This is a genomic window from Moorena sp. SIO3I6, from assembly GCF_010672095.1.
This window is the reverse complement of record NZ_JAAHHU010000780.1, coordinates 1-2,229: the sequence shown is the minus strand read 5'-3', so window position 1 is coordinate 2,229 and position 2,229 is coordinate 1. Positions and strand designations below refer to the sequence as shown.

2 protein-coding genes are annotated in these 2,229 nt (G+C 40.4%); one reads left to right on the top strand and one right to left on the bottom strand.

Going from position 1 to position 2,229, the window contains the following annotated elements; genetic code table 11:
* The first annotated feature begins 478 nt into the window (after nucleotides 1-478).
* Complete coding sequence (locus F6K49_RS42655) at nucleotides 479-1,624, top strand: DNA cytosine methyltransferase (RefSeq protein ID WP_293107504.1); 1,146 nt, start codon at nucleotides 479-481, stop codon at nucleotides 1,622-1,624.
* Between the two features lie 34 nt (nucleotides 1,625-1,658).
* On the opposite strand, the gene F6K49_RS42650 is transcribed toward F6K49_RS42655, so the two are convergent.
* Nucleotides 1,659-1,781 (bottom strand): hypothetical protein, encoded by a 123-nt coding sequence (locus F6K49_RS42650; RefSeq protein ID WP_293107501.1) that lies wholly within the window; start codon nucleotides 1,779-1,781, stop codon nucleotides 1,659-1,661.
* Nucleotides 1,782-2,229: the final 448 nt, after the last annotated feature.

The window sequence follows — 2,229 nt, the reverse complement described above, 5'->3', positions numbered from 1 at the left end:
AATTGTTAATTTTTTATTGTCAAATACAAAACGATACTTATTTCTCTTCTGGTGTAGTTTTTAACTGAGTCCGTAATTTGTCAATTTTTTCTTTCTGGAGTAAGGCATGAGAGGGACGAGCTTTTGGCAAGGGGTGTCCGTGAGTGATCACTTTTTTTCCTTTTTGGTTATAAATTTTGACCAGAGTTTTAGTGTAATCGTAGAATCGTAGTTGATTCCCACTGCTAGTGATGCTTGCTTAATTGTCGATGATTGTCAGATTAACCACAGCAAATCCCATCGGCAATATGACTGGCTTAGTTCTGTCAAGGTAGTTCTCCTTAAGTTTAAAGCTTGTGCAATGGGGTTGGAGATGCGCTTTTATAGTCATACTTATAGCCTAGATTATAAAGGAGGTTTTTAACAAAACTTTGGGTCAGTTATCTCATTTTTTTACAGACTATAGCATCTCGCACTATTTTTTTATAAAAGAATTTCAATGTCTAAAATTTCGTGCTTAGAGCTATTTGCTGGCGCGGGGGGTCTAGCCACAGGTATTCGGCTATCTGGAGTCCAACATAAAGCTTTTATTGACTGGAATAAAAATGCCTGTCAAACCTTGTCCCATCACTACGGTGACAAGCTTGTTCACAATATAGATATTCGTAAATTCGATTTTAATCAGTTTGGTTATGTAGACATGATTGCAGGTGGACCTCCCTGTCAGCCATTTTCCATGGGGGGTAAGCATAAGGGGGATAGGGATCAACGAGATATGTTTCCCTATGTTTGTAAGGCAATAACTACTTGTATTCCTAAAGTTTTTATCTTTGAAAATGTCAAAGGTCTTCTGAGAAAATACTTTGCCAGATATTTTGACTACCTTATTTTAAGATTGATTTATCCTGATGTTGACCGGAAGGATTGGGAAGACTGGGATGATCATCTGAGAAGACTGGAACAAATCCATACCTCAGGTAAGTATGACGGCATTAAATACAAGGTGGTTTTTCGATTAGTTGATGCCGCCGATTATGGCATTCCTCAACGCCGGGAACGGGTGTTCATTGTTGGCATCAGAGAAGATTTAACTATCCAATGGTCTTTTCCGAAAAAAACTCATTCTCTTGATGGCTTACTTTGGTCACAATTCGTTAGTTATGATTATTGGGAGAGGCATGGAATCAAGCCTTCAACCACTGAAAATCTAGATAAACGAACTCAGCAACGAGTTAATCTGCTAAAGCAACAACTCACTCTATTCACGCCATCTTTAAAACCCTGGAAAACAGTTAGAGACCAAATTGGAAAACTGCCAGAACCTGATTCATTAGGTAGTTTTGACCTTGAGCATGTCTTAAGAAAGGGAGCAAGAATTTATCCTGGACATACTGGCAGTTACATTGATATGCCTTCCAAAGCTTTAAAGGCAGGAGATCATGGTGTACCTGGAGGAGAAAATATGATTCGTTATCATGATGGTCGAGTCCGCTATTACACCACTTATGAAGCTAAGCGCATCCAGACTTTCCCAGATAATTATAAAATTTTCGGCTCATGGACAGAAGCAATGAGGCAGATAGGTAATGCTGTACCTGTAGAACTAAGTCACCATATCGCTGATTCTTTAGTCAAGGTTATCTAGCATTTTTATGTAAGTTGTAAATATAGGATTGATATCAAAAGGGAGCAGGGAGCAGGGAGCAGGGAGTAGCCAAGAGGCAAGAGGCAAGAGGCAAGAGGCAAGAGTGAAAAAATCCTGTGTACCTCAGGTGCGACCCGAAGGTCCCGTAACGCACCACCAGGTCTGCGGGTGCATCTCATATTTGTAAAAAAGACGGGAAGTGTGGGCAGTGTGGGGCGCGGGGCGGGGGCGCGGCAAGTCTGGAGATTTTATTAGAATTTTTGCCTAATTCCAAAAGTGAGATGCACCCCAGGTCTGCAAAAATGAGATGGGGAGCAGGTCAGTTTTGTTAATCCCTGATTCAGTAACCCCTTTGGTTTCCCTTAATAAGGGGGACTTTTGAATCTAATTCCCCCCTTGTTTAAGGGGGGTTAGGGGGGATCTATGTACATAATTACAAAGGTAACATGCTCCCTTGATAATCCTTAGCTTGCCGATTGGATTAAATTAAAAGCAAAAAAAAATAGCCGTAGAAATAATATCCACGGCTATTTCACTAAACACTATGTCATGTCTCTCACTTTCCGAATCAATCCGGATGTAATCCTATTTCATTTGCCCAATGA

Excerpts from the sequence above, each read along its gene's own strand:
- F6K49_RS42655 (WP_293107504.1), top strand. The coding sequence starts at position 479 with ATGTCTAAAATTTCGTGCTTAGAGCTATTTGCTGGCGCGGGGGGTCTA.